Annotated in this window: 21 protein-coding genes; 18 read left to right on the top strand and 3 right to left on the bottom strand. The window is 59.9% G+C overall.

What is annotated here, in order from left to right:
* Window positions 1-109: 109 nt before the first annotated feature.
* The 3 genes from RCH91_RS04830 to RCH91_RS04820 form a co-directional block, all read right to left on the bottom strand.
* Entirely contained in the window at window positions 110-1087 is a 978-nt protein-coding gene (locus RCH91_RS04830) for an ABC transporter ATP-binding protein (RefSeq protein WP_306533424.1), read from the bottom strand.
* Window positions 1084-2046, bottom strand: coding sequence for an ABC transporter ATP-binding protein (locus RCH91_RS04825; RefSeq protein WP_306533423.1), 963 nt, complete (start codon window positions 2044-2046; stop codon window positions 1084-1086). Before RCH91_RS04825 ends, RCH91_RS04830 begins: the two co-directional genes overlap by 4 nt.
* Before the next feature lie 117 nt (window positions 2047-2163).
* Window positions 2164-4296: an HD domain-containing phosphohydrolase gene (locus RCH91_RS04820; protein WP_306533422.1), complete on the bottom strand. Its 2133-nt coding sequence runs from the start codon at window positions 4294-4296 to the stop codon at window positions 2164-2166.
* Between the two features lie 401 nt (window positions 4297-4697).
* On the opposite strand from RCH91_RS04820, the gene RCH91_RS04815 reads away from it, so the two are divergent.
* The 18 genes from RCH91_RS04815 to RCH91_RS04730 all read left to right on the top strand — a co-directional run bounded on the left by RCH91_RS04815 (window position 4698) and on the right by RCH91_RS04730 (window position 26844).
* Window positions 4698-5807 (top strand): SpoIID/LytB domain-containing protein, encoded by a 1110-nt coding sequence (locus tag RCH91_RS04815; protein WP_306533421.1) that lies wholly within the window; start codon window positions 4698-4700, stop codon window positions 5805-5807.
* Complete coding sequence (queA, locus tag RCH91_RS04810) at window positions 5797-6828, top strand: tRNA preQ1(34) S-adenosylmethionine ribosyltransferase-isomerase QueA (protein WP_306533420.1); 1032 nt, start codon at window positions 5797-5799, stop codon at window positions 6826-6828. The genes RCH91_RS04815 and queA overlap by 11 nt, the downstream gene beginning before the upstream one ends.
* Window positions 6829-6903: 75 nt before the next feature.
* A complete protein-coding gene (gene tgt / locus RCH91_RS04805) occupies window positions 6904-8022 on the top strand; it encodes a tRNA guanosine(34) transglycosylase Tgt (RefSeq protein WP_306533419.1) in 1119 nt (372 codons plus the stop codon).
* A gap of 66 nt (window positions 8023-8088) precedes the next feature.
* Window positions 8089-8409: a preprotein translocase subunit YajC gene (gene yajC / locus RCH91_RS04800; RefSeq protein WP_306533418.1), complete on the top strand. Its 321-nt coding sequence runs from the start codon at window positions 8089-8091 to the stop codon at window positions 8407-8409.
* A 32-nt stretch (window positions 8410-8441) separates the two neighbouring features.
* Window positions 8442-10043 (top strand): protein translocase subunit SecD, encoded by a 1602-nt coding sequence (gene secD / locus RCH91_RS04795; protein ID WP_306533417.1) that lies wholly within the window; start codon window positions 8442-8444, stop codon window positions 10041-10043.
* 9 nt (window positions 10044-10052) lie between these two features.
* Window positions 10053-10961 (top strand): protein translocase subunit SecF, encoded by a 909-nt coding sequence (gene secF / locus RCH91_RS04790; protein ID WP_306533416.1) that lies wholly within the window; start codon window positions 10053-10055, stop codon window positions 10959-10961.
* A gap of 16 nt (window positions 10962-10977) precedes the next feature.
* Window positions 10978-11574 carry a tetratricopeptide repeat protein gene (locus RCH91_RS04785; protein WP_306533415.1) on the top strand — a complete coding sequence of 199 codons (597 nt, stop codon included), beginning with the start codon at window positions 10978-10980 and terminating at the stop codon, window positions 11572-11574.
* Window positions 11575-11641: 67 nt separating this feature from the next.
* The gene (gene recJ, locus RCH91_RS04780) at window positions 11642-13378 is read left to right on the top strand and encodes a single-stranded-DNA-specific exonuclease RecJ (RefSeq protein ID WP_306533414.1); all 1737 of its coding nucleotides are present in this window, start codon (window positions 11642-11644) and stop codon (window positions 13376-13378) included.
* Window positions 13372-14271, top strand: a complete 900-nt coding sequence (locus RCH91_RS04775; RefSeq protein WP_306533413.1) for a cation diffusion facilitator family transporter — start codon at window positions 13372-13374, stop codon at window positions 14269-14271. Before recJ ends, RCH91_RS04775 begins: the two co-directional genes overlap by 7 nt.
* Window positions 14272-14873: 602 nt before the next feature.
* Window positions 14874-16346, top strand: a complete 1473-nt coding sequence (locus RCH91_RS04770) for a hypothetical protein (protein ID WP_306533412.1) — start codon at window positions 14874-14876, stop codon at window positions 16344-16346.
* Between the two features lie 141 nt (window positions 16347-16487).
* Complete coding sequence (locus RCH91_RS04765; protein ID WP_306533411.1) at window positions 16488-18056, top strand: LysM domain-containing protein; 1569 nt, start codon at window positions 16488-16490, stop codon at window positions 18054-18056.
* Window positions 18057-18074: 18 nt separating this feature from the next.
* Window positions 18075-20003: a GspE/PulE family protein gene (locus RCH91_RS04760; protein WP_306533410.1), complete on the top strand. Its 1929-nt coding sequence runs from the start codon at window positions 18075-18077 to the stop codon at window positions 20001-20003.
* 106 nt (window positions 20004-20109) lie between these two features.
* Window positions 20110-21177 carry a prephenate dehydratase gene (pheA, locus tag RCH91_RS04755; RefSeq protein ID WP_306533409.1) on the top strand — a complete coding sequence of 356 codons (1068 nt, stop codon included), beginning with the start codon at window positions 20110-20112 and terminating at the stop codon, window positions 21175-21177.
* 13 nt (window positions 21178-21190) lie between these two features.
* On the top strand, window positions 21191-22051 hold the full coding sequence (locus RCH91_RS04750; protein WP_306533408.1) for a prephenate dehydrogenase/arogenate dehydrogenase family protein: 861 nt from the start codon (window positions 21191-21193) through the stop codon (window positions 22049-22051).
* A 79-nt stretch (window positions 22052-22130) separates the two neighbouring features.
* Window positions 22131-23420, top strand: a complete 1290-nt coding sequence (gene aroA, locus RCH91_RS04745) for a 3-phosphoshikimate 1-carboxyvinyltransferase (protein ID WP_306533407.1) — start codon at window positions 22131-22133, stop codon at window positions 23418-23420.
* Window positions 23417-24124 (top strand): (d)CMP kinase, encoded by a 708-nt coding sequence (gene cmk, locus RCH91_RS04740; protein WP_306533406.1) that lies wholly within the window; start codon window positions 23417-23419, stop codon window positions 24122-24124. The genes aroA and cmk overlap by 4 nt, the downstream gene beginning before the upstream one ends.
* A gap of 42 nt (window positions 24125-24166) precedes the next feature.
* Window positions 24167-25015, top strand: a complete 849-nt coding sequence (locus tag RCH91_RS04735) for a 4-hydroxy-3-methylbut-2-enyl diphosphate reductase (protein ID WP_306533405.1) — start codon at window positions 24167-24169, stop codon at window positions 25013-25015.
* A gap of 68 nt (window positions 25016-25083) precedes the next feature.
* Complete coding sequence (locus RCH91_RS04730; RefSeq protein ID WP_306533404.1) at window positions 25084-26844, top strand: 30S ribosomal protein S1; 1761 nt, start codon at window positions 25084-25086, stop codon at window positions 26842-26844.
* Window positions 26845-26955 lie beyond the last annotated feature (111 nt).

Raw genomic sequence — 26955 nt, 5'->3', positions numbered from 1 at the left:
GACGGCGGAGCGGCAACGCTTCGGTACGAAGCGGTTCTCTCTCAGCCCGATAATAATCTAGATATATTTATATTGTTCCCGACTGTTGTTGTCAAGGAAAAGGTGCGGGTCAGCAGAACAGCTTTTTACTGAAATGGCAGGCCGCCAGGTGGTCGGTCCGCTTCTCTTCGAGGGGGGGGCGGGAGGTTGCGCAGACCGGCTCCGCGTAGGGGCAGCGGGGGTGGAAGGGGCATCCCGGTGGCGGGTCGAGGGGGGTGGGGGGATCTCCCTTGAGGATGATCCGTTTCTTGTTGGGAGCGGGGATTACCCGGGGGACCGCCGAAAGGAGCGCCTCGGTGTAGGGGTGCTGGAAACGGGCGAAGATCTCGTCCCGCGGACCGGTTTCGACGATCCTCCCCAGGTACATGACCGCCACCCGGTCGCTCAGGTGGCGGACCACGGAGAGGTCGTGGGCGATGAAGAGATAGGAAAGCCCCAGCGCCCGCTTCAGCTCATCCAGCAGGTTGATGATCTGGGCCTGGATGGAGAGGTCGAGGGCCGAGACAGGCTCGTCGGCAACGATAAGTTTCGGCGAGACCGCCAGGGCCCGGGCGATGCCGATCCGCTGCCGCTGTCCGCCGGAAAACTCGTGGGGATAGCGGTTGATCTGTTCCGCTCCGAGCCCCACCATCCCCATGAGTTCCAGGATCCGCTGCCGGCGTCCGTCCCTCGGAACGAGGCCGTGGATGGCAAGGGGCTCGCCGATGATCTCGCCGACCCGCATCCGCGGATTGAGGGAGGAGAAGGGATCCTGGAAGATCATCTGCACGTCCTTGCGGAAGGCCGTGCGCTCTTCCCGCGTCGCCCCCGCCAGGTCTCTGCCCCGGAAGCGGATGGAGCCGCCGTCGGGCTCCAGAAGACCCATGAGGAGCTTTCCCACGGTGGACTTGCCGCATCCCGACTCGCCGGCAAGTCCCAGGGTCTCGCCTGCTCCGATCCGCAGCGACACGCCGTCCACGGCCTGAAGCGTCCTGCGGGGGGCGAAGGGGCCCGGCCTGACGGCGAAGGTTTTCGAGATAGTGTCCGCTTCGATAAGGGGTGTGGTCATCGGTATTTCCAGCACCGGACCCGGTGGCCCGGCGCAATTTCCCTGAGCTCCGGCATCTCGCGGTCGCACTCCCACTGCTTTTCAGGGCAGCGGGAACAGAAGCCGCAGCCCGGGAGTTCGCTGAAGAGGCTCGGGACGTGGCCGGGTATCGTCGTGAGGGGGCGGCCCGGTTCGCTCCGCTGGGGGAGCGAGGCGAGGAGCCCTTCGGTGTAAGGGTGGCGAGGGGTGGTAAGGAGCTTATCAGTCGGTCCCTCTTCCACGATCCGCCCCGCGTACATGACCAGGGTCCGGTCGGCCCGCTCGGCCACCACCCCCAGGTCGTGGGTGATGAGCATGAGCGACATCCGGTTCTCCTCCCTGAGCCGGTCCATGAGTTCCAGTATCTGGGCCTGGATGGTGACGTCGAGGGCGGTGGTCGGCTCGTCGGCAATGAGGAGGCGGGGCTTGCAGGCAAGGGCCATGGCGATCATGACCCGCTGGCGCATCCCCCCTGACAGCTGGTGGGGATAGTCCCGGATCCGTTCGGCCGGGGAGGGTATCCCCACTTGGGCCAGGAGCCGCACCGCCTCTTCCTGGGCTTCATGACGGGAGAGCCCCCGGTGGAGGACGAGCCCCTCGGCGATCTGCCGGCCGATGGGGAAAACCGGGTTCAGGGAGGTCATCGGCTCCTGGAAGATCATGGCGATCCGGTTTCCCCGGATTTTGCGCATCTCTTCATCACGGGCGCTGATGAGGTCCTTTCCCTCGAATATGATCTCGCCGGCCGTGATCTCTCCGGGAGGAAGCACGAGGCGGAGGATCGAAAGGGCGGTCACGCTCTTGCCGCACCCCGATTCGCCCACCACGGCCAGGGTTTCTCCTTCTGCGACGGTGAAGTCCACGCCGTTCACGGCATGAACAAACCCCTCGGCGAGGCGGAAACGGGTGGTGAGTCCTCTGACGGTGAGAAGGTCCGGCACGATGGGTTCCTAGGTCGGTGATGGTACTGTTTCGGTGGCTTGCGGGTCAGGGAGACCTTATACCACGATCACGGGGAGGGGGCAAACCGTAATGCGAAACCGGAACATAAGGGGAGATCAGACGGCGCGTACGTTATAGTCGCTGAGGGGGACCACCTTCCGTGGCTCCCGGAGGAGGGAGGCTTCCTGGCTCTCCCTGTCGCAGGAAAAGCCGAAGGTGCCGTTCTCGATGAGCTCGATGAAGTGGGGGACCAGCGCGGGGTCGAACTGGGCGCCGGCGTGGTCCACCAGTTCCTTCACCGCGGCCTCCACCGGGAGGGCTTTGCGGTAGGGGCGATCTGAGGTCATGGCGTCAAAGGCGTCGGCAATGGCGAGAATCCGCGATTCCAGAAGGAGTTCTCCGGCCGGGATGCGGTTCGGGTAGCCCCGTCCGTCGTAGCGCTCGTGGTGCTGGCCGATGCAGAGGCGGACATCCTGGAGGAAGTCGATGGGCTCCAGAATCTTCATGCCGATGACCGGGTGCTGCTGGAGATCGTGGATATCTTCGGGAGAGAGCTTCCCTTCCTTGTGGAGGAGGTTCAGGTCGATGCCGATCTTGCCGATGTCGTGGAGGATGGCGGCCCGTTCGATTACTTTGAACCGCTCGGGGGGGAGGGCCAGCTTGCGGGCAAGCTCCACCGAGTAGCGGGTCACCCGCTCGGAATGGCCGCGGGTGTAGCTGTCGCTTGCCTCGATGGCGGAGACCAGGGCCTGGATCGTGTGGAGATAGGTGGCCTGCTGTTCGTCGTAGAGCTGGGCGTTCTTGATGGCGATGCTCGCCTGGGCGGCGATGGTGGCGAGGAGTTCCAGTTCCTCGGCGTTGTAGGTGGAGCTGTCGCGCTTGTTGACGACGGTAATGGTGCCGATGATCTCGTCCTTGACCAGGAGCGGCGCGCAGATGAGATTCTTGCGCTCGTAGCCGAGGGCACTGTAGCGGTCAAAGTGGGGAAACTCGTTGATGTCGGGGATGAGAAGGGGCTTGCGGTTCTCGATGACCCAGGTGGAGACGCTCGAAGGCTTCATGGGGATAGTGGTGGAGGTGTCCTGCGGAACCTCGTGCCCCAGGAGGGTGGTCACCTTAAGGTTCCGTCCCTGATGGTTGTAGAGGATAATGTAGCCGATCTGTGCCTGCAGAGTCTCCACTGTTGTCCGCACGATGAGGTCGAAGATCTTTTCGCTCTCCATGGTGGAGTTGACGGCGAGCCCCACCTTGTAAAGGGTCGAGAGACGGGCCACCGCCCGCTCTAGGGTTACGTTTTTGTCCTCCAGTTCGCTGGCCAGGTCGGCGATCCGGTAGTTGGCCTCCTCGATCTCCTCGATCCGTTCCTCCATGCCGACGTTGAGGTTTTCTATCTCCTTAAGCTGATCCTCAAGCTTCTGGTTCATGAGGTGCATCTCGTGGTGGTGGGAGAGTTTCGACTGGGCCCGGGCCAGTTCCCGCTCGTGGCCGACGGTAGTGTCCATGTAGTATCTGAGCTTACTCACCATCATGTTGAAATTGTCGGAGAGAGTTTTCATCTCAATGCTGGTGGATATGTCGGTCTGAACGTCGAAATCGCCCTGCTCGATCCGTTGCATGGAAGAGATGATCGCCCTGAGGGGCCTGTTTACGTAGGTGTTGAGGAAGAAGAAAATGATGACGAGGATGAGGACGACCATGGCGAGCATTGAGACCGTCATGAAGAGCTTTTCTTTGTCCAGGTACGACTCGAGATACTTGATGGAGAGTTCGATCTCCAGGGCGCCGAGGAGGATGGTGCGGGCATCGTGACAAGCGTGGCAAGCCGGTTTGTTGTAGATTGGGGCAATGCTCTTGAAAATCTCGTTACTGTTTTCGTTGGCGGCACGTACAAGGGCGATCCGTTTGCCGTCCTTGTACATCTCAAGCTCGCGGGGGCTTACCTGCAAACCGATTTCCCGCTTGATGGCCGAGTTGAGGATGCGGCCCGTTTCGTCAAAGATCCGCAGGTTCTCGATTTTGTCCTTTTCTTTCAATCGGGTGAGGATGCGGAAGACCTCGTCCGATCGGCCGCTCATCATCACGTTCTCGATGGTGCTCTGGAGTGTCGTTGTGAGGAGGATGGCGTTCTGGGCGGATATCTGCGTTATTATGCGCTTCTGGTGTTGATACTCCAGTAAGCTGACCACGAAGACGATGACAACCACGATAAGGGTGATCATCCCGAGTATTTTTACTTTGAGTGAATTCATTGCATCACATACCGATTGCCGGTGGGTAGCGTCGTGACAATCTTGGCCGTTATTGGCCAGCTTTTATGGTTATATGGCGATTAGTGTTAATTAATGACGGTTTTTCGCATCGTTTGGTGCCATGTTTTTGGCAGTGCTCCGTCGGAGGAGCATCCCCTTCCAAAGCTGCATGAACAGCGGTTTCCGCCCCCTAAACGCTTGACATTGAACCGGTCTCCACCTATGATTGCCATCCGTCGCGGCGTGTGGTCAATGCCCATGTCCTTGCCAATGAGAAGCAAAACAGTTGCCAAGTCAAACGCTCGAGGGGGACTGCCCCTCTGTGTATTTATCGTAAGCAGTATTGCTGAAAGTCTTTATCGGAAGGTTGTCCCGTCATAGTCAGGCATCTGTTTGCCATAGTGGCTGTCCTCCTGTTTTTTGCGGGGGATGGCTTTACCGCCCCCCTCCTCCGGCAGGAGATCGTTCGGGTTGCCATCATAAAAGGGGGCGACGGCGTCAGGATCGACGGCGACGGCCTGCTTGCAACCGACGAGAAGGGCGAGCCACTTCGGCTGACCCTCCCCACGCAGGTCAAGCGGGTTGGGGGGAACCTCTCGGTGGGGGGGCAAACGGTCAGTCGTCTGACAGTTGCTTCTCCTGCCACCATACAGGTTAACGGTAAGCGCTACCGCGGTACCATCGAGGTCGAACCCTCTGACAAGGGGGTGCTTGTGGTGAACGAGCTCCCGCTGGAGGACTATCTGGTGGGGCTCATCAACTGCGAGATCTCGTCCCAGTGGCCCATCGAGTCAGTGAAGGCCCAGGCAGTTGTTGCGCGCACCTATGCAGTCTACCAGATGCGGGCCCGTGCGGGAGCTCCGTACCACCTGGAGTCATCGGTACTTGACCAGGTCTATGACGGGTGCGAGATCGAGGACAGCCGGGCGGCGCGGGGGGTGCGTGAAACTGCGGGAGAAATCCTTACCTACGGGGGGCAGCCGATCCAGGCGTTCTATCATTCCAACTGTGGCGGCCGTACTGAGGTGGCCGAGAACGTCTGGGGGGTTCGGCTTCCCTATCTCAGAAGTGTCGACTGTGCCTACTGTGCCACAAACCCCTCCATCCGGTGGGAACTTGCCATCCCCCTGAAGAAGCTTGAGGTGCTCCTAAAAGGAGCAGGCATCCAGGTTTCGGGCCTCCGGGAAATCAGGGATGGGAAACGAAACGAGAGCGGCAGGCTCATTGATCTCACCCTTGTTTCTTCCAGGGGAGGGGTAACAATCTCGGCGGTAAACTTCCGCAAGATTGTCGGCTACACCGCCATCAAGAGCACCAATTTTTTGGTCAGGCTCGCCACCGACTCGGTTCATTTTTCAGGGACAGGTTACGGACACGGCGTTGGTCTCTGTCAGTGGGGCGCCAAGCAACGGGCCTCCGACGGCTTCTCCTACCGGGAGATTCTTGCGTATTACTATTCTGGCGCCCTTCTGGGTCAGCTCCCGGGGGAGCAGGGCGTCGATGCGCGTTGACGATTTCGACTATGACCTGCCGTCGGAGCTGATCGCCCAGGAACCCCTTGACCGTCGTGACGCTACCCGGCTCATGACCGTTGACCGGGCGCGGGGAGACGTTGACGAGGTTCGCTTTCGCGAGATCGCCCGGCTCTTCCGGCCGGGTGACCTTCTGGTGGTAAACGATACCCGTGTCATTGCCGCACGGTTCTTCGGTGTCAAGGAGAGCGGTGGCCGCGTGGAAGTTTTCCTTGAAAGGAAGCTTCCCGCCGAGGGGGAACAGTGGCAGTGTCTGCTGCGCTCCTCAAAGCCGTCTCGACCCGGCACCCGGATCCTCCTCCCCGGCGCAGTGACAGCCGAAGTCAACGGACGCGGCGAGGGGGACACATGGTGTCTTTCGTTTACTCCTGTTGCGGGATTCGATGAATGGCTCGAGCGGACCGGCGTCATGCCCCTGCCCCCGTACATAAAGAGGAGTGCGGTAGACGCCGACCGGGAGCGGTACCAGACGGTTTTTGCCCGGCACCAGGGGGCGGTTGCTGCCCCGACGGCCGGTCTCCATTTTACCCGGGAGCTTTTGGATGAAATCCGGGAGCGGGGCGTCGAGATTGCAACTCTTACCCTCCATGTGGGGCTCGGCACCTTTATGCCGGTCAGAGTGGAGCAGGTGGAGGAACACCGGATGCACCGGGAGCGCTATGGTATCCCCTCTTCGACCGCCGATGCGGTGAATGCCCGGAAAAAGAGCGGAGGGAGGGTGGTCGCCCTGGGAACCACCGTATGCCGCACCCTGGAGCACGCGGCCTGCGGCGATGGGAGCGTGACAGCCGGCGCGGGGGAGACGGACATCTTTATTTACCCCGGCTACCGGTTCAAGGTGGTGGATGCCCTCATCACCAATTTCCACCTCCCCAAGTCGACCCTGCTCATGCTCGTCTCGGCCTTTGCCGGGAAGGAGCTTCTTTTCAGGGCCTACAATGAGGCGATGGCGCGGCGTTTCCGGTTTTTCAGCTACGGCGACGCGATGTTTATATCTTAGGCGGTGGGCAGGGGGCGCTGGGACAAATTCATGTTTCCTGTTGCCTCAGACCCGTTGCACGAAGCGAAGGTTTCCTTGCAAGCGATCGAGTTCAGACTGATAAAGCAGGACGGCGAGGCCCGACTCGGCTCTTTGACAACCCCCCGTGGCACCATCGAGACGCCTATCTTCATGCCGGTGGGGACCCAGGCGACAGTGAAGGCGATGACCCCCGAGGAGCTGAAGATCATCGGTGCCCAAATCATCCTGGCCAACACCTATCACCTCTATATCCGGCCCGGGCATGAGTTGGTGCAGCGGCTGGGGGGGCTCCACCGTTTCATGAACTGGGATCGGCCGATCCTTACCGACAGTGGCGGGTTTCAGGTCTTCAGTCTGAACGATCTGCGCAAGATCAGCGAGGAGGGGGTGAAGTTCCAGTCCCATCTGGACGGATCCTATCATTTCATTTCTCCCGAGGATGCCATCGCCATACAGGAGGCTTTGGGGAGCGACATCGCCATGTGCTTCGACGAGTGCACCCCTTACCCGGCCACCCACGACTATGCCCGTCGCTCCATGGAGATGACGACCCGGTGGGCCCGACGCTGCAAAGAGGCAAAGACGCGGGACGACCAGGCGCTCTTCGGGATTGTTCAGGGGGGGATGTACCGGGACCTGCGGGAGCGGAGCGCTGCGGAGCTCCGGGAGATCGGCTTCGACGGCTACGCCGTGGGGGGGCTCTCGGTGGGCGAGGAAAAGGAAGTCATGCACGAGGTGCTGGAGTATGCCTCGCCCCTCCTTCCCCAGGACCGGCCCCGCTACGTGATGGGGATCGGCGCTCCGGAGGATCTGATCGAGGCGGTCTGGCACGGCTTCGATATGTTCGATTGCGTCATGCCCACAAGAAACGCCCGCAACGGCATGCTCTTCACCTCATTCGGACGAGTTAACATCAAGGGGGCCGCCTACGCCGAGGACGCCGGTCCGCTCGATCCCGAGTGCGACTGCTACGTCTGCCGCACTTACAGCAGGGCCTATCTGCGGCATCTGTACCGCTCGGGAGAGATCCTCTCGTCGCGGCTCAACACGTACCACAACCTGTACTATTATCTCTCCCTCATGGCAAAGTCGCGGGCCGCCATCGCCGAGGGGAGGTTCGCCGCGTTCCGGCGGGAGTTTTATGCCAAGAGGCAGTTGCAGGGGCAATCGTGATTGCTCCATAATAAAGAGGGAAAACCAACAGGTTAGCCACTCTATAAATCGTTCGGAGGTTACACAATGTTCGGAGTTGCTTTTGCCATGGCTTCACAACCGGGAGGAGCCCAAGCTGGCGGCCCCCTAGGCGCTTTTCAGGCGATCCTGCCGCTCGTATTCATGTTTGCCATCTTCTATTTCCTCCTTATCCGTCCCCAGCAGAAGAAGGCCAAGGATCACCGCGCACTTATCGACTCCCTCAAGAAGGGGGACCAGATTGTCACTGCCGGCGGCATCCATGGCAAGGTGAGCGCCATCGACGGTGATGTCGTCCTCCTTGAAGTGGCTACGGGGGTGACGATCAAGATCTCCAAGGGCTACATCGCTACCCTGAAGAAGGATTAGAACCTAACGGGATCTTGAAAGGAGCTTCGCGCATGCCAAAGGGGCTTACTTGGCGTTTCGGCCTCATCCTGCTGTTTATTTTTCTGTCGGGCCTCTATCTCACCCCGACGTTCGTGTCCCCCCTTCCGTCGTGGTGGACGGGGCTCCTCCCCAAGGACCGCATCAGCTTGGGGCTCGACCTTCAGGGGGGGACCCATCTGGTGATGGAGGTGGAGATCCAGAAGGCGGTGGAAGGTGCCCTCGACCTCATTGCCACTGATCTGGAGGACAGCCTCACTGCCAAGACCCTGCGATTCAAGAAGATAGGCCGGACTGCATCCGATCGCGTCCAGCTCACCTTCTACGACCGGGGCACCGCCGACACGGTCCAGAAGATGATCAAGGAGAAGTACCCGACCATGGAACTGGTTCCCCCCTACGACGAGGGGGGATTTGTGAGCATGCAGCTCCGGATGGGGGAGAAGGAGGCCCAGGAGCGTAAGGACCGCGCCGTTGCCCAGGCCCTGGAGACGATCCGCAACCGGATCGACCAGTTCGGGGTTTCCGAGCCGGTCATTGCCCGGGAAGGACTTACCAATATTGTTGTCCAGCTCCCGGGCATCAAGGACCCCAAGCGGGCCATCGAGCTCATCGGCCGCACGGCAAGGCTGGAGTTCAAGCTGGTTGACGAGGCGATCAACCCGGCTACCGCCACCCCCGGCACCGTACCCGAGGACTCGGAAATTCTCATTGAGAAAAAGACCGACTCAACCACCGGAGCCGTAACCGAGATTCCCCTCGTGGTCAAGAAAAAGGCGATGATCACCGGGGACCTCCTCACCGATGCCCAGGTCCGCATCGATTCACAGTTCAACCAGCCCTATGTGGCGATCGATTTTAATGCCACCGGCGCCCGCCTCTTCGATCAGGTTACTGCCGCCAATGTGGGCAAGCGGTTTGCGATTGTCCTCGACAACACCATCTATTCGGCGCCGGTGATCCGGGAGCGGATCTCGGGGGGGAGCGCCCAGATCTCCGGGTCTTTCACCGAGAAGGAGGCCGCCGATCTCGCCATCGTGCTCCGGGCGGGGTCGCTTCCCGCTCCGGTCAAGATCATCCAGAACGTGACGGTTGGTCCCTCCCTCGGTCAGGACTCCATCAACAAGGGGTTGATTGCCGGCCTCGTGGGAATCGGCCTCGTTATCGCCTTTATGACGATTTACTACAAACTGTCCGGCCTCGTGGCCAACTTCGGCATGGTGCTGAACGTTGTCTACCTCATGGGAGCCCTGGCGGCTCTTGGGGCTACCCTGACGTTGCCGGGCATTGCCGCCATCGTCCTCCTTATCGGCATGTCGGTGGACGCCAACGTCCTCATCTTCGAACGGATCAGGGAGGAGATGCGGCTCGGCAAGCCCCCCAAAGCGGCTCTGGATGCCGGCTATGACAAGGCGTTCCTCACCATCATGGACTCCCACGTCACGACCCTCATCACTGCCGCCGTCCTCTTCCAGTTCGGCACCGGCCCGGTCAAGGGATTTGCCGTATCGCTGAGCCTGGGGGTCATCATCAACCTGTTTACCGCTCTCGTTGGCACCAAGGCTGTTTTTGACTTCGCCCTGTCACGCCTGCGGGTCAAGCGTCTGAGCGTTTAGGGGGAGTGTATGGAATTTATTGGAAAGACCCATTTTGACTTCATGGGGAAGAAGAAGATCTCTTTCGCAGTCTCCATCATCATCTCCATCATCGGTATCATCGGCGTCGTCCAGATAGCACTTGGGACGGCCAACATGGGGATCGATTTCTCCGGCGGTACCGCCGTGCAGCTCAAGTTCGCCCAGCCGGTCTCCATCGACAAGGCCCGGGAGGCCCTGTCGAAGCACGGTCTGAAGGACGCCAACCTCCAGGAGATCACGGAGGGGAATAAGCTCCTCGTGAAGGTAGGTAAGACATCCCTTCCCCAGGGGAACGCCGCCGATCTGATCCAGGGAGCATTTCAGAAGGAAGTTCCCGGCAACCAGTTCGTGGTGGAAAGCTCCACCGAGATCGGCCCCGCCATCGGTGACAAGCTCCGCAAGGACACCCTCATTGCAGTCGCCATATCGCTGATCTGCATCGTCATCTACATCGCCTGGCGGTTCGACTTCACCTTCGGCGTGGGGGCTCTCGCCGCCACCCTCCACGATGTCCTCGCCATGTTCGCGGTCTTTTTCCTGCTGAACAAGGAGATCAACCTCCTCTTCATCACGGCGGTCCTTACGATCGCCGGGTACTCGCTCACCGACACGGTGGTAGTCTTTGACCGGATCAGGGAGAATCTCCACAAGAACACGAAGGATTCGCTGTCGGTAATTTTCAATCACAGTATCAACGAGGTGCTCTCCCGGACTATAATCACCGGGCTCACCACCTTCCTGGCCGCCGGGTCGCTCTACTTCTTCGGTGGCGAGGTTATTCATGACTTCGCCCTGGCACTGGTCGTCGGCATTATTGTCGGCATCTACTCGTCCGTCTTCGTGGCGAGCCCCATTGTCGAGGTCTGGGGACGCCGGACCAAAACCAGCAAAGCGTAAAGGCGAGGAGACGATGATGAACAAGGAAACTGTGCTGTATGTGGTCATTGCGCTTCTTGTCGGTATCCTTGGTACCGTTCTGGTGGTCGGCGTGGTCAACAAGCAGAAGCCGGCTCCGGCCACGGCCGGCATTCCCGCCGGAGGTGGTTCCCCTGTCGACTACCAGCAGCGGATCACCCAGGCGGAGAAAATTGTTGCCGGTGACCCGAAGAACCTCCAGGCCTGGATACAGCTCGGCAATGATTATTTCGACACCGACCAGCCCCAGAAGGCGATCACCGCCTATGGCAAGGCCCTGGAGTTTGACCCCAACAACGCCAACATACTCACCGATCAGGGGATCATGTTCAAGCGGGTGGGGTGGTTTGACAAAGCCATCGCCAACTTCGAGAAGGCCCAGCAGATCGACCCGAAGCACCTTCAGAGCCTTTACAACCTGGGGGTGGTTTACATGGCCGACCTGAAGCAGCCCGCCAAGGCGGTGAAATACTGGGAGCGCTACCTGGAGCTCGACCCCATGAGCCCCAACTCCCAGCAGGTCCGGGCGATGCTTGAAGAGGCCAAGGGGATGGGACAGGCCTCACCTCCTCAGGGACAGCTCTTCAAAAGATGACCTGCACATTGAATCCCCCGCTTCGGCGGGGGTTTTTTGTTAGACCGTTCGCGGAGAGGAATAAGAGATGAAACCGGTTACCGAGAGGCGCTGGACGGTTCGGGAGCATGACAGGGAAACGGCGGAGAGAATCGCACGGGAGCTCTCCGTTGACCCTTTCCTGGCCCGGCTGCTCGTTAACCGGGGAATGGCCGATGGTGCGGCTGCCGGTCGCTTCCTTTCTTCCTCCCTGTCCGACGTGAGTGATCCTTTCCTGCTGAAAGGGATGTCAGAGGCGGTCGCGCGTCTCTGTGTGGCACGGACGCGGGGCGAGACGGTCTGCGTCTACGGCGATTATGATGTGGACGGGGTCACCGCCACGGCGCTGCTGATACGTTTTTTCCGCGCGGTTGGCATCCACTGTTTCTTTCATATTCCCAACCGCTTTGAAGAGGGGTATGGCCTGTCGGAGGATGGGCTCCGCAAGGTGGCAGAGCGTGCCCGGGTTGTCGTTTCGGTTGACTGTGGGGTGACCGCCGTGGCCGAGGCGGAACTCTGTGTTTCCCTGGGGCTCGACCTGATCATCACCGACCACCACACCCCCGGGCCGATCCTTCCCAACGCCTGCGCCGTTATCAACCCGCACCAGTCAGGCTGTTCCTATCCCTTCAAGTCGCTGGCAGGTGTCGGAGTTGCCTTCAACCTGATGGTCGCGCTTCGGGGACGGCTCCGGGAGGAGGGGACTTTTGTCGGCGGGAACGAGCCGAATTTGCGGGAATATCTCGACCTCGTCGCCCTCGGAACCATTGCCGATGTGGTCCCCCTTGTGGGCGAGAACCGGATCTTCGTGAAGTTCGGGCTCCGGGAGCTCACTTCTGCTTCCCGCGTCGGGGTGAAGGCTCTCAAGGACGTGGCGGGCGTGACCGGCGCCGTGGGGTGCGGCGCCGTCGGCTTCCGGCTTGCCCCCCGGCTCAACGCGGCTGGCAGGCTGGAGGATGCGACCCGGGGGGTGGAACTCCTCCTGGAGAACGAGTTGTCCCGGGCAGCAACCATTGCCGCGGAACTGGACGCAAGCAATGCCGAACGCCAAACCATCGAGCGGCAGATCCTTGCCGATGCCCTTGCCCGGGTTCAGGAAAATCCGGCCATGGGGGGGAGAAAAAGCATCGTCCTCGCCTCTGATGCATGGCATTCGGGAGTTATTGGCATCGTAGCGTCGCGGATGGTTGACCTCTTCCATAGACCCACGGTTCTCATTGCCTTGCAGGAAGGGGTCGGACGGGGCTCGGGGCGTAGTATTCCCGGCTTTCACCTCTACGATGCCCTCGATGCCTGTGCCGAACACCTGGTGAAATTTGGCGGGCACCGCTACGCTGCCGGGCTTTCCATTGACGAGTCAACGTTGGAGAGTTTCGTCGCCCGTTTCGAAGAGGTTTCTGCTGGGCTGTTGTCCGCCGACGACCTGATGCCGGTGCTCCGCGTGGATGCGGAACTTTCGCCCCACGAAGTGACTGCGGAGCTGGCGGACGCGGTTTCGTTGCTTGAGCCCTTTGGCGCTGGGAATCCGGAACCGCTTTTCGTGCTTCGTGGCATGGAGATCGTGCAGCGGTGGCCGATCCGCGGGAATCATCTCAAGATTCGACTTGCAGCTGCGGGGCGCACCTTTGACGCCATCGGTTTCAATCTCGCGGAGAAGGGGGCCGAACTCTCCGGTGCGGTGGCCATTGCCTTTACTCTCGGCTGGAACGAGTGGAACGGTCGGAAAACACTGCAGCTGAATCTTCGTGACATTACTAACTCCGGGCAGGTGCTTGACGTATGCTGAGGGAAGAGCGGTTCAATACGGCCGACAGAATCATTACAGTCGGATTTTGGGTCAACGCGGCGCTCATGACCATGAAGCTCCTTGCCGGCCATTTCGGTAAATCCGATGCGGTGTTTGCCGACGGCCTGGAAAGCGCCTGCGATTTCGTGGCGATTCTCTCCACCATGATCGCCCTGCGGGTCGGGCGCCAACCCTTTGACCCCAAGCACCCCTATGGGCATGGGAAGGCGGAGAACATCGCAGCGGTCCTGGTCTCCCTCGTTATCTTTACCACCGGCCTCGGAATTCTGATCAAGGCGGTCCATACCGTTATCGACCGCACCTACCAGACCCCCGATCTGATGGCGGTGCTTGCGGCAGTTGCCACCATTGGCATCAAGGAATGGCTTTACCGGTTCTCGATGAAAACCGGCGAGCACCTTCAAAGCCCCGCACTTACGGCCGTGGCGAAGGACCACCGCAAGGACGCGGTGACCTCCGTCGCAACCCTGGTGGGGGTAACCGGAGCCTTTTTCGGGGTCGGCGTCATGGATCCCCTTGCTGCGGGTCTTACGGCGTTCTTCATCTTTCACATCGGTTACGAGACGTGTATGGGAGCCGTCCATGACCTCATGGATGGCAGCCCTTCCGAGGATCTCATCCGGTCAATCACGCAGCTTTCCGAAGGGGTGGACGGCGTTGAGCACGTCCACGAAATCCGGGGCCGGCGTTCGGGCCAGTACCTTATCATCGACCTGAAGCTCGACATGGATCCGGATATGACCGTCAAGCGCTCCCACGACATCGCTACTACGGTCAAACGACTTATTTTCGAGCGATATCCCAATGTGGGAGACGTGATGATTCACATAAATCCCCATGATGAAGAGCACGAGGATCTGATCAGGCTGTAGATGCGCGGGCCTCGTCTCCGTGCCAGGGGAGACGGCAGCAGCACACAGATCTCCATTGAGCCGAAAGGCGAAGACGAATTTTCACGGGGCGATATACTGCATGAGGGCAGCAACGGCAACTACTTATTGACATTGTTGTGATGCCAAGGGTATTAATAACGTTTAAATCTTGTCCCGGGGTTTTCTGTCTCGTGCCAATCTGGGATGTGTCCGACGAAACCACGACCGGCGGCGCTTTCCAAGTCGTTTCGTTAGTAATCTCCGTTATATCACGGTATCTGCGACGGATGGTGCCGCTACGGACGGTGTGTCTCTCCGCGGGGCTTCACTCAATGCTCCACACCGTATGGTGCCCGGCACTAAGGCTATTTAATGAACGTCGGATGATAGAGGGTAAAACCTCTGTTAATTCGACTGTTCCGTTGCTTTGGGGCTCGCTTGGCGGAGGCAATAACCCCCGACTCTCAGGTGGTGCCTGTGTTTGAGTCTTGGAGTGGTCATGAAATTGCAGAGTTATCAGCGGAACGTGCTGGATTCTGGGGTGGATAACTGATGACACTGAAATCATGGTCATGTGACTATCGAACCTTCAGGGAAGACTCATGATCACCATACTCTTCATCTCTGATGATATCCGGGCTGCCGATCTCATCGCCCGGTTTCAGCCTCAGCTCAAGGCGCGCCTGAGGCTTGCCCTCGATTTCGACCAGGGGCTCAAGGAGGTGTTCGACAACAGGCCCGCCGCGGTTTTCATCCAGAGCAACATTTCGGGAATCTCCGGCGAGACGGTTGCTCGCCACATAAAGACCCTCCTCCGTACCGATGCACCCCGCATTGTCCTCATTCACACGTCGCCCCTGTCGATGCAGGGAACAAAAAAATGGTTCGACGACACGGTCGATTTCTCTCTTCCGCAGACTGATCTCGTCGAGCAGTTCAGGCAACGGCTGGCGGAGATTGCCCCTGATCATTGGTTTGAGCAGAATCACGGGCAGAGCCGATCCTCTGAAGACGTTCCGGTGGCCAATGAGGTGGATGCTCCGGTGCCGGTGTCACCTCCACCTGGAGAGTTCGAGTTCTTCGATTGGGAGTCGCCTGGCAATACCGGTACTGCTGTCGTTCATGCACCCCCCATTCAACCGGGCACAGAGATAAACGAGTTTCAACACAGGGTTCCTTCGTCTGGGGCTACACCGGTCCCTGTCGAGGAAGGCGAGGACGCAGTCGCTCCAAGCCTCGTTTCGCCGGGGGCGGAGCTTCGGGCCGTGATGCCTTCGATTATCGAAGAGACGGCCGCTGCCCAGTCGGTTTTTTCGGATCAGGTGCCTTCCCCCCAGGTCAGCGCTTCTCCGCCAGTGCCTCCTCCCCATGAAGTGGCGCATCAGCCCGCCCCTCCTCCGCGCACATCTCTGTCTTATGGGGTGGCCGTTCCTGTAGAGCAGTCCGCCGCATCCCTTGGGTCCTTCAGTGCAGAGAAGCCCGACGGGGGAAATGCTGAGTGGGTTACCGTACCATCGCCCGGCAAAGAGTTTAAGGAACCGTCAGGGCAGCGCCTTTCCCTCTGGGCCGTCGTTATCGTAGTTTTACTCATCGGCGCGGTGGTAGGTGGGTCCCTGCTGCTCAAGGGTGGGGGGAGGAATACCGGAACTGTTGGTAAGCCGGCATCTCAAACCCCGGCTCCGGCACGTCCTCTCTCTGCATCGGCACCTTCAGCTGTGACTCCCGCCGCGGTGGAAATTCCTTCTTTTGTTCCCGTGTCAGGGAGGGATCCAGGGTACGGGAAGGCCCATCCTGGCTGGGAGCGGTACCGCGGTGCGGGGGTCGAGTTTCGGCTCTACCGCGAACAGGGCCGGTTGAAGGTTGTGCAGGTGATTGCCCTGCGCGGTAAGACCATTCCTGAGGCACAAGTCACGAAAATTGTCAAAGTGTTGACCGGAAGTGGGAACCGCACCATATCGTCCCACACGAACAAGGGTGGCTATCTGCGCGAGGTCGGCAAAATTGCCGGCAACAACGAGATTGTCATCTACCGCAAGGGGAGTGTCATCCGGGGGGTTGTTATAACCCTCGGATGAGGCGGAAGTGCCGGGCGTGTTCGGCCCTGTGGTTCTTCGCTCGGTGGCCGTACAGGCCCAATTCAACATTGACACGTGCGGGATATTCCTCCATCCTCCGCAGGTGGTGCTACGAAAGTACTTTGTTTAACGGGAGATGCAATGATAGCTACCCCCCCCCGGCATGTTGTTGCCATCGCACTTGCAGTGCTGGTCTTCGGCGTTGTGCCGACGCAGGTGCACGCCATAGACCCCCGCTTTGAGCTGGATCCGCGCCTTCTCGACAAAGCCGCTGAGCCACCTGCAGGGGATCGCCAGGGACGGACTGTCCGCAAAGCGGAGCGTCCGGCCACCGGCATGTCAGACTATACCGTCAGGCCTGGCGACCACGTCTTCAAGATCCTCATGAAGGAGTACGGTCTCTCCAACGCCGAGTCCGAGGCCCTTATCCCCGAAGTAAAGCGACTCAACGGGATCTCTGACATTAGAAGGCTTCGGCCGGGACAGTCGATCCGGATTCCGCTGGCCCAGCGGCGCGGACAAGGGGCCGTAGCTGAACGGAGTGCACCGAAAGCAACACGTGGGGCGCCTTCGCGGTCTGAAGGCTCTGACCCGGTTTCCGCTGCGAAAGCCGGGGGTGGCGAGAGGCCTTCAGGCCACTCCATGCGGATGATGAGCGTCGCAGGGGAGCGGGAGCCTGCAGGCATCGAAACGGTGCGTCAGGTATGGGGCGGTCTCGTTTCTTCTCAGCCCGTCTCTTCCGGGCCGGTCGCCATCAAGGACAAGAACTTCTCCCTTTCCCTCGATCCTGAATCCTTCCCGTCGTTCCCTGCGGCCGACGGGGGAAGGGTGCTCGTGGATGCCGGGGGAAAGATTCCCCCCCTCGTGAGATCCCTCATCGAGGAGAAGGATCCGTCAATCCGCATCGTCTCTGAGGACCCGCGCAACCGCAAGCGCTTTATGGCATCCCTTCTCACGGGGGCTCGCTTCTATTCGGTGGAGGAGGACGTTTCCCTCTCATTCGGTGCCGATCCCAAGCTGACGGTGAACGCCGATTTCAAGATCGAAAAGACCCCCGAAAGCGTCCTGCATCACGACGTGGTGTTGATGAACGTCGAGGAGTACCGGCGGGGCATGCCGCCTTCCCTGGTTCAGTTTCTCCGCCGCGAGGGGTTCCAGGTCATGGAGCCTTTTCCTGCACGGGAAGATGCACCGCCACGGGGCGGGCGAACTCTCCACCAGATCACGGCCCATGAGACCCGGGGGATCGTCGATGGGCTCCTGCGGGCCTTCAATGTTCGCTATGAGACCGACCGCAGCGTTGAGCTCTACGGTATGGGGGACGGGGGGCTCAGGCTCGACGTGAGGGCAGACCGCTACTTCGAGGATGGGCGGGACCGTTACGTGGTGAGCTACTTTGACGGCGACCCGGTTTCCTATACCCTGACGCGACTTCTCGAGACGCGGGGCTATCGGGTGGTGGTCCTCGACCCGAAGGACGATTTCCGGAAGGTTTCCGAGAAACTCCTGGCGAGGTTGAGGCTTCCCGGGGTCTTTGCCCAGCACGATCTCCTTCCGCACCGGGACGCACCCTACGGCATCCAGATGTCGGGGGTCAGGATGCGCGGCCAGGGGGCGGGCGGGGAAACCGTCTTTCTCACCAACGCCGAGCTCGATCCGCTCTTCAGGGATCTCCTCGATTACAACGGCTACGCGGTCATTTCCTACTAACGAGGGTTCCAAGCGGACATGTCCCCAAAAAAGGTCGGCGAGATACTCATTGAAAATCGGCTGATTACCGAAGATCAGCTTCGGGAGGCCCTGGAACTCCAGAAGGTTTTCCCCGACCAGCCCGTCGGCCAACTCCTCTGCAAGCTCGGTTTTCTCTCCGAGAGCGAGCTCTCCTATATCCTGGAGCAGACCGGCAAGCGCCAGAAGCTGGGTGACATCCTTCTGCGCGAACGGCTCATCGACCAGGAGCGGCTCAATCAGGCCCGTGCCGCTGCCAAGAGGGACGGCATCCCTTTAGACAAGGCCCTTCGCAAGCTCCGCATCGTCGAGGAGGAGCCCCTTGCCAAGGCGATAGCCGTCCAGTATGACCTTTCCTTCGTTCACATCAACACCCTCGAGATCGAACCGGAGCTTGCCCGGTACATCAATCCGTCCTACGCCCAGAAGCAGCGGATCGTTCCCATCTCCAAGATCGGCAATACCCTCACCCTGGCCATGGCCAACCCGATCAAGCTCCACGATCTGAAGGAGCTTGAACAGAGCATCCGGGCGCGGATTATTCCCGTGATCGCCGTGGAGAGCGAGATCCTCAAGGCCCAGCAGCGCCTCTATCGAACGGCCACCAGTCAGACCCATTCCTTCGATGAAGCAGACCTGGAGATCGAGCCGGGGAGTATCACGGAAATCCTGGGCTCCACCGTTGAGGATGAACCGGACATCGAGGACGAAGTCCGGAAGGTGACTGAGCGTGACAGCATCATTGTGAAGCTCGTCAACAAGATCATCTTCGATGCCCACCAAAACCGCGCCTCCGACATCCACATCGAGCCCTATCACGGCAAGAACGACGTCATTGTCCGGATGCGCGTGGATGGACGGTGCAAGATTTACCAGCGCATACCCTACCGCTACAAGTACGCGATCCCTTCCCGCCTCAAGATCATGGCTGACCTCGACATTGCCGAGAAGCGCAAGCCTCAGGACGGAAAGATCAATTTCAAGAAGTTCGGCCCCCTCGACATGGAGCTCCGCATTGCCACCATGCCCACCGCCGGTGGGCTCGAGGATGTGGTGATCCGGCTCGTCAATACCGGTGAGACCTACTCCTTCGACAAGCTCGGCCTGACCGAGCGGAACATGCGCATTTTCAGTGAGGCCGTGACCAAGCCCTACGGACTGGTCCTGGTGGTGGGGCCCACGGGGAGTGGCAAGACCACCACGCTCCATTCAGCAATATCCCGAATCAATCGCCCCGAGGTGAAGATCTGGACCGCCGAGGACCCGGTGGAGATTACCCAGAAGGGGCTTCGGCAGGTGCAGGTGAATCCCCGGATCGGCCTCACCTTCCCGGTGGCGCTCCGGTCGTTCCTGCGTCTCGATCCCGATGTCATCATGGTGGGGGAGATGCGGGACGAAGAGACCGCCTCCATCGCCGTGGAGGCCTCCCTTACCGGGCACCTGGTACTTTCCACGCTCCATACCAACTCGGCCCCCGAGACCGTTACCCGCCTTCTGGAGATCGGACTCGACCCCTTCAGTTTCTCCGACTCTCTCATCTGCATCGTGGCCCAGCGCCTTGCCCGGCGGCTCTGTGAGGAGTGTCGCGAAATCTACCGTCCCGACAGGCAGGAGCTGGCAGAGATAATCGAGGAGTTCGGCGAGGAGCAGTTTGCCGCCACGGGGCTTGTGGGCAACGAGCTCGTCCTTGCCCGGTCCGTGGGGTGTCCTGTCTGCGGTCAGACCGGGTACCGCGGCCGTCTCGGCATTCATGAGGTCCTTGAATGTACCGACGGCATGAAGAGCCTTATCAAGAAGCGGTCTGAAACCGAGCTTATCCGTCGCCTGGCCATGGACGAGGGGATGACCACTCTCCGGCAGGACGGTATCCTTAAGGTTTTTCAGGGGCTCACCGACATCCACGAGGTGCGTAAGGTCTGTCTAAAATGACGTTTGTGTAAACCAGAAAAAGTTTGCGTTTTAGCCCCCTTTGCTATAGAGTACCCCCTCCACGGCATGTCCGCTAACTCCCCACCTGGACGGTCCCAAGCGCACCATGAAAACGCTCCAAGAGCTGCGACGCGATATAGACGCCATTGACGATGAGATTCTTGCTCTTCTTAACCGTCGATCCGAGCTGGCCATAGAGGTCGGCAAGGTCAAGGCGGTGGAAAACCGTGATTTCCATGCCCCGAGTCGGGAGCGAGAGATCTACGAGCGGCTCAAAGCCGCAAATCCGGGCCCCTTTCCGAGCGAGGCAATCCGGAACGTTTTCAAGGAAATCATATCAGCCTCCCTCTCCCTTGAGGCGCCGATGCAGGTTGCCTTTCTCGGCCCCAAGGCGACGTTCACCCACCTTGCCTCCATGCAGCATTTCGGACTGTCGGCGGAGCTCGTCCCACAGAAGTCGATCCCTGCGGTATTTGAAGAGGTTGGCAAGGGCCGGGTCCTCTATGGCGTGGTGCCGGTGGAGAATTCCACTGAAGGGATGGTCTCCCACACCCTCGACATGTTCATGGAGAGCGATCTCAAGATCAATGCCGAGATTCTCCTGGAGGTTTCCCATGATCTCCTCTCCCGCACCGGCCGCCTGGAGGACGTGAAGAAGGTCTACTCTCATCCCCAGGCCATTGCCCAGTGCCGCAACTGGCTCGACGAGAACCTACCGGGAGTGCCGGTGGTGGATGTGGCTTCCACGGCTCTTGCGGCCCAGATCGTCGGAGACGATTACACCGCAGCCGCCATTGCCAGCGAGTTTGCAGCATCACTTTATGAGTTAAAGGTGGTGCGGAAGCGGATCGAGGATCAGGTCAACAACTTCACCCGGTTCCTCGTCGTGGGGCGGAAGGTGGCTGAGCGGTGCGGTGACGACAAGACGTCCCTCATGTTTTCGGTGAAAGACGAGCCGGGAATTCTCCACCGGATGCTGGAACCCTTTGCCAAACGGGGGGTTAACCTTTCCAAGATCGAGTCGCGTCCTCTCAAGAAGAAAGCGTGGGAGTACATTTTTTTCCTCGATCTGGTCGGACACATTTCCGATCCGGTGGTGGCCGAGGCCGTCCAGGAGTTGAAGAATTACTGCCAGTTTGTCAAGATCCTCGGATCGTATCCCCGGGCGAAATAATAGTTTGAGAGATATGCCCCTTATCAGTCGGCTGGCCATAATCGGTGTTGGTCTCATCGGCGGCTCCCTGGCCCGCATCCTGCGGGAGAAGGGGCACGTGGGCGAGATCGTCGGGATCGGGCGTGGCGAAGCGAATCTGCAAAAGGCGGTTGAACTTGGAGTCATTGACCGGTATTCCCTCGATCCGGTCACCGGCGTAGAGGGCGCCGACCTCGTCTTTCTGTCCACGCCGGTTTGCTCCATTCCTGCTATAACCGCCGAGATCGCTTCCCATCTGGCTCCCGGTTGTGTTGTGACCGACGGCGGAAGCGTGAAGGAGGAGATTGTTGCCGCCTGTGAGCCCCTCATGCCGACCGGGGTCCATTTTGTCGGTGGACATCCCATCGCCGGCACTGAGCACTCGGGGGTTGAGGCGTCGTTCTCCTCTCTCTATGTGGGTAAGCGCTGCATCGTGACCCCCACCCCCCGTACCGACAGCGATGCCCTTGCGAAGGTCGTGCGGATGTGGGAAGTGGCCGGCTCCGAAGTGGTTATCATGGACACGGAGAAGCATGACCGGGTGGTTGCCGCCATTTCCCATCTCCCCCATATGGTCGCCTACGCCCTCGTGAATGCCGTTGATGGCTATGACCGTTTTGAGGAGAGCATTCTTCGCTACTCCGCCGGCGGTTTCCGCGACTTTACCCGGATCGCCTCTTCGGACCCGGCCATGTGGCGTGATATCGCCCTCATGAACCGGGAGGCGGTCATTGAGATGATGGACCATTTTGCCCTTTACCTGGACAGGCTCCGGGAGCTGGTGGCAGCGGCCGACGGCCCTGGGCTCGAGCGATTTTTCCGCGAATCGAAGGAAAGCAGGGACGCAATACTGTAGGAAGGTGGCGTGGGGCTTTGAGCCGTGAAGAGTGCGACTCCTTTTCCCGGGCTTTCTGATCTCAGCCAAGGGGTGATCTGTGCAGAGTTATATCGTTCGGCCGTCCAAAGGGATCCGCGGCGAGATCGTCGTCCCCGGCGACAAATCCATATCACACCGCTCCATCATGCTCGGTTCCATCGCCCGCGGCGAGACGACAGTATGCGGTTTTCTCAGGGGCGAGGACAATATTGCCACCCTGAATGCCTTTCGGGCCATGGGTGTTGTGATCAATGACGACGGCGAGACGCTCCGCATTGAGGGAAAGGGGCTCCGCGGTCTTGCAGAGCCGACGAACGTGCTCGACTGCGGTAACTCTGGGACCTCCATGCGGCTTCTGACCGGCCTTTTGTCTCCCCAGCGGTTCTATGCGGTCCTGTCCGGCGACCGCTACCTGCGCCGCCGGCCCATGCGGCGGGTGGTTGAACCTCTTGGGCAGATGGGCGCATGCATCTTTGGCCGCGAGGGTGGGGAGAAGGCGCCCCTAACGATTGTAGGAAGCGATCTGACCGGGATCAGTTATGACTCGCCGGTGGCAAGCGCTCAGGTGAAGTCAGCCCTCATGCTGGCTGGGCTCTATGCCGCAGGCGAGACGCGGGTCACCGAACCCCATCTCTCAAGGGATCACTCGGAGAGGATGTTCCGCCACTTTGGCGCCGACATCGAATCCGGTCCTGCTGGGGTCGTTGTCCGCGGGGGGAGAGAACTGGAGGGGCGAGACATCGTCGTACCGGGAGATATCTCGTCTGCCGCCTTCTTTATGGTGGCAGCCCTCATAGTCCCCGGTTCCGAGCTTCTCATCCGGGGGGTAGGGGTGAACCCGACCCGCACCGGCATCATCGACATCCTGACCACTATGGGAGGCTCTCTGGAGTTGCTCGATCAGCGGGAGGTTTCCGGCGAGCCGGTTGCCGACTTGCTGATCCGGTCGTCGCGTCTCAAGGGGATCGAGATTGCCGGTGAGGTGGTGACCCGGGCCATTGACGAATTCCCGGTTATTTGCGTCGCTGCCGCCTTGGCCGAGGGGCGCACCGTCGTCCGGGAGGCCCGGGAACTCCGCGTCAAGGAAACAGACCGGATTGCAGCCATGGCCACTAACCTCCGTGCGGTAGGCGTGACGGTGACGGAAACCGAAGACGGGATGGAGATCGAGGGGGCCGAGCGGATTGCCGGGGGGACTCTGGAGAGTTTTGGTGACCACCGTATCGCCATGTCGATGCTCGTTGCCGGCCTTGCGGCCACGGCGGAGATAACCGTTAGCGACACGGAGTGCATCGGTACCTCCTTTCCTACCTTCTTCCCCCTGCTCGAAAGGGTTACGGTTCTGTGAGGGGCGGGGGGAGGCAGGGGCTCATCATTGCCATCGACGGTCCCTCCGGGGCCGGGAAGAGCACGATCACGAAGCTTCTTGCCGACCGGCTCGGCTATGTCCACATTGATACCGGAGCCATGTTCCGAGCCGTGGCCCTGGCTGTCAAGCGGGCCGGCCTGGACGGGACCGACGACGATTCATTGCAGCGGCTGTGCCGTGGGATAGAGATTCACTTTCTGCGGAACAATGGTTGCTGCCGGGTCGTCACCAACGGTGAGGATGTGACTGAAGCCATCAGGACTCCGGAGATCAGCGCCCTGACGTCGGCCATTTCAGCCCGGAAGGTGGTGCGTGATTTTCTCCTGACTCTCCAGCGCAGCATGGGGAATGAGGGGGGGGTAATCCTTGAGGGTCGGGACATCGGCACCGTTGTTTTCCCCGATGCTGACGTGAAGTTTTTTCTCTCAGCGTCGGTTGAGGAGCGGGGGCGGCGTCGGTGGCTCGAGTTGAAGGGCAAGGGTGAAGATGTCTCCCTGGAGGAGACGGTTAAGGCCGTGGCCATACGGGACGAGCAGGATTCCGGGCGTGAACATGCCCCGCTCAGGCGTGCCGATGACGCAATAGACATCGATTCGACGGGCCTTTCCATCGACGAGGTGATCACCCGTATGGAGGGGGCGGTCCGCGAAAGGGAGCGGCTGGTCGGCATGGCCAGGAGCTGAACCACTTCTCAAATACCAACGACCTACGGGAGTCCCGAGCATATGGAAATAATCCTTGCCAAGCGGGCCGGGTTCTGCTTCGGCGTCAAGCGGGCTACCCAGATGGCCTTCGAGGCGGCCGAAAAGGGGGGGGAAACCTACTCCCTTGGTCCCATCATCCACTCGCCCCAAGTGGTAAACCGGCTGGAGGAGATGGGGGTCACGGTTCTCAAGAGCCTCGACGACCTCGCCAGTGGGACTATCATTATCCGCTCCCATGGGGTGACCTTCGAGGAGTTGGAGGAAGCAGTCCGGAAGCAGCTCGAGGTTGTCGATGCCACCTGTCCCTTTGTCAAGAAGGCCCAGGAGAACGTTCAAAGTCTCTCCGCGGCCGGCTACGACGTGGTGGTCGTGGGTGATGCCGACCACCCCGAGGTTCAGGGGATCGTCTCCTTCGCAAAGGGGAAAGTCTATGTGGTCGGTTCGGGGGACGAGGCGGCGCGACTGCCGAAAATGAAGAAAGTCGGCATCGTTGCGCAGACCACCCAGTCCTTCGAGAACCTCAAGCTCGTGGTCCTCGAATGTCTCCTTAAGGGGGGCGAAATCCGCGTTTTCAACACCATCTGCGACGCGACGTCCGTGCGGCAGCAAGAGGCGATGACCTTGGCCCGCGAGGTGGACTGCATGATTGTTATCGGCGGCTACAACAGCGCCAATACCAAGCGGCTCGCCGAGGTCTGCGCGGAATTTCAGCCCCGGACCCATCACATCGAGACTGCTCATGAGATCGACCCTGCCTGGTTTGAGGGGGTGAACCGGGTGGGAGTTACTGCCGGAGCGTCAACTCCCAAGTGGCTCATCGATGAGGTGATCGAACGGGTCCGGGATTTTGATTGTACTAAAACCACTTGAGTTTTCAAATAGATATGTGTTACGTTTGCATATCCTAATCCACAAACGATTCAGGGAGGCCAGCTTTAATGAGTGAAGACAAGGGTGTGAAAAACCGCAACGCCATGACGATCAAGCGATTCGTCGATGTGGAGGAGGATGCGGAGCACGGAGGGTCGGGCGAGTTCGCCGAGCTTTTCCAGGAGAGTATCAAGCAGCACCATGTGGGTGAAGTTGTCAAGGGGAAGGTAGTGCATATCAGCAATGAGTACGTGCTGGTCGACATCGGCTACAAGTCCGAGGGGTGCATTTCCATCGATGAGTTCCTTGACGAAGATGGCAATATGACCGTGAAGGTTGGCGACGAGGTAAAGGCTCTCTTCGAACGCAAGGAGAACCAGAAGGGGTACGCGGTTCTCTCCCGGCGTAAGGCCGAGCGGTTGGCAGTCTGGGATGTCATAGACGAAGCCGGCGGTGAGGGTGGCATCATCGAAGGGAAGATCACTGGCAAGGTAAAGGGTGGGCTTACCGTCGATATTGGTGTGCAGGCATTCCTTCCCGCTTCTCAGGTCGATCTCCGGCCGGGGGGTAACCTCGACAAGTACATCGGGATTACTGATCGGTTCAAGGTTCTTAAGCTCAACAAAAAGCGGGGCAACATTGTCCTCTCGCGCCGGGTTCTCATGGAGGAGGAGCGGGAGTCGTCGCGCAGCGAGACTCTTGCCAATCTCGCCGAAGGGCAACTCCGTGAAGGGGTGGTCAAGAATATTACCGATTATGGCGCGTTCGTCGACATCGGCGGTGTTGACGGTCTGCTTCACGTAACCGATATGTCATGGGGCCGGCTCGGGCATCCCTCGGAGATGCTCAAGCCCGGCGACAAGTTGACGGTAAAGGTTCTCAAGTACGATCAGGAAAAGGGGAAAATATCCCTTGGTCTCAAGCAGGCTACCCCCGATCCCTGGGTCTTGGTGGAGAAGAAGTACACCCCCGGCGACCGGGTGAAGGGGAAGGTGGTCAGCCTGACCGATTATGGCGCGTTCATCGCCCTTGAGGAAGGGGTTGAAGGGCTCGTCCATGTCTCCGAGATGTCGTGGACCCGCAGACTGCGTCATCCTTCCGAGATTCTCACGGTGGGCGACGAGGTGGAGACGGTGGTCTTGGGCGTTGACTTGGGCAACCGCCGCATCTCCCTTGGCCTCAAGCAGGTGCAGGTGAACCCCTGGACGCAACTGGAGGAGAAGTACCCGGTAGGCACCAAGCTTGAGGGGCAGATCAAGAGCATCACCGACTTCGGCGTTTTCATCGGCATCGAAGACGGGATTGACGGACTCGTCCATGTCTCGGACATCTCCTGGACCAAGCGGATCAAGCACCCGGGTGAAGTCTTCACCAAGGGGCAAACCGTCCAGGCGGTTGTGCTGAACATCGATCCCGAGAACGAGCGGCTCTCCCTTGGCATCAAGCAGCTCCTGCTCGACCCCTGGAGCGAGATTCCGGTCAAATATCGTCCCGGCACCCGGGTTCGCGGCAAGGTGACGTCGGTGACCGATTTCGGCGTCTTCCTGGAGATTGAGGAGGGGATCGAAGGGCTCATCCACGTGTCCGAGCTGTCCCGGGAGAAGGTGGCTTCTCCGAAGGAATTCGCCAATGTCGGTGACGAACTTGATGCGGTTGTTTTAAGTGTTGACGAGTCGGAAAAGAAGATTGCCCTTTCCATCAAGTCTCTTCAGGCGGCTACCGAGAAGGCAGAGCTCGAGTCGTACATGCAGGCTCAGGGTGAGGCCACGTCCAATCTTGGCGAACTTCTCCGGGTAGGGCTCCGGAAAAATGGCGACGGAAACGACTAGTGGCGCCGGTGCTGTTACTGTGAATGAGCATGAGCCAGCCGGGTATTCTGTCCCGGCGGAACTTCCGCAGGAGGGGGGCGGGCCCTTGGGCCCGGCTCACGGAACCATGCA

Source organism: Geobacter sp., assembly GCF_030834625.1.
GTDB lineage: Bacteria > Desulfobacterota > Desulfuromonadia > Geobacterales > Geobacteraceae > Geobacter.
Note: the sequence above shows the minus strand (reverse complement) of the source record. Positions and strands in the feature narration are given on the sequence as shown.

Excerpts from the sequence above, each read along its gene's own strand:
- RCH91_RS04760 (WP_306533410.1), top strand. The coding sequence starts at position 18,075 with ATGTCCCCAAAAAAGGTCGGCGAGATACTCATTGAAAATCGGCTGATT.
- RCH91_RS04750 (WP_306533408.1), top strand. The coding sequence starts at position 21,191 with ATGCCCCTTATCAGTCGGCTGGCCATAATCGGTGTTGGTCTCATCGGC.
- recJ (WP_306533414.1), top strand. The coding sequence starts at position 11,642 with ATGAAACCGGTTACCGAGAGGCGCTGGACGGTTCGGGAGCATGACAGG.
- RCH91_RS04770 (WP_306533412.1), top strand. The coding sequence starts at position 14,874 with ATGATCACCATACTCTTCATCTCTGATGATATCCGGGCTGCCGATCTC.
- RCH91_RS04775 (WP_306533413.1), top strand. The coding sequence starts at position 13,372 with ATGCTGAGGGAAGAGCGGTTCAATACGGCCGACAGAATCATTACAGTC.
- pheA (WP_306533409.1), top strand. The coding sequence starts at position 20,110 with ATGAAAACGCTCCAAGAGCTGCGACGCGATATAGACGCCATTGACGAT.
- RCH91_RS04785 (WP_306533415.1), top strand. The coding sequence starts at position 10,978 with ATGAACAAGGAAACTGTGCTGTATGTGGTCATTGCGCTTCTTGTCGGT.
- RCH91_RS04765 (WP_306533411.1), top strand. The coding sequence starts at position 16,488 with ATGATAGCTACCCCCCCCCGGCATGTTGTTGCCATCGCACTTGCAGTG.
- RCH91_RS04820 (WP_306533422.1), bottom strand. The coding sequence starts at position 4,296 with ATGAATTCACTCAAAGTAAAAATACTCGGGATGATCACCCTTATCGTG.
- RCH91_RS04735 (WP_306533405.1), top strand. The coding sequence starts at position 24,167 with ATGGAAATAATCCTTGCCAAGCGGGCCGGGTTCTGCTTCGGCGTCAAG.
- RCH91_RS04730 (WP_306533404.1), top strand. The coding sequence starts at position 25,084 with ATGAGTGAAGACAAGGGTGTGAAAAACCGCAACGCCATGACGATCAAG.
- queA (WP_306533420.1), top strand. The coding sequence starts at position 5,797 with ATGCGCGTTGACGATTTCGACTATGACCTGCCGTCGGAGCTGATCGCC.
- yajC (WP_306533418.1), top strand. The coding sequence starts at position 8,089 with ATGTTCGGAGTTGCTTTTGCCATGGCTTCACAACCGGGAGGAGCCCAA.
- secD (WP_306533417.1), top strand. The coding sequence starts at position 8,442 with ATGCCAAAGGGGCTTACTTGGCGTTTCGGCCTCATCCTGCTGTTTATT.
- RCH91_RS04830 (WP_306533424.1), bottom strand. The coding sequence starts at position 1,087 with ATGACCACACCCCTTATCGAAGCGGACACTATCTCGAAAACCTTCGCC.
- secF (WP_306533416.1), top strand. The coding sequence starts at position 10,053 with ATGGAATTTATTGGAAAGACCCATTTTGACTTCATGGGGAAGAAGAAG.